Annotated in this window: 1 protein-coding gene; it reads right to left on the bottom strand. The window is 51.8% G+C overall.

What is annotated here, in order from left to right; translation table 11 throughout:
* Window positions 1–326, bottom strand: a 326-nt coding sequence (locus N2K84_RS20705; protein ID WP_282593661.1) for a glycoside hydrolase family 3 N-terminal domain-containing protein, incomplete at both ends; no start/stop codon positions are given.

Consider the following 326-nt stretch of genomic DNA (forward strand, 5'->3'; position numbering starts at 1 on the left):
TGCTCATCACTGTTGATGACCGATGCCGGAATTTGCGCCCAGGGGACCAACGCATCGTCGTCGAAATCGCCCAATTCGAAACGACCAATAAGCACGCGTTTCAAACTTTTATCGATATCGTCTTCCTTCATCAGGCCGCGCTCAACAGCTTCGGGCAGGGTTTTGTAAGGATAGTTTTCCCACACGCATTCCACGTCGGTACCGGCCAGCACGCCTTTGGCCGCAGCATGTACCGGTGTTGATGACACCTTGTGTGTGGTGAAAAAATCGGTAATGGCACCGCAGTCAGAAACTACAATATGCTGAAAACCCCATTCATCGCGGAG

Origin of the sequence: Gaoshiqia sediminis, from assembly GCF_025907915.1 — a bacterium.
Taxonomy (GTDB): Bacteria; Bacteroidota; Bacteroidia; order Bacteroidales; family Prolixibacteraceae; genus Gaoshiqia; species Gaoshiqia sediminis.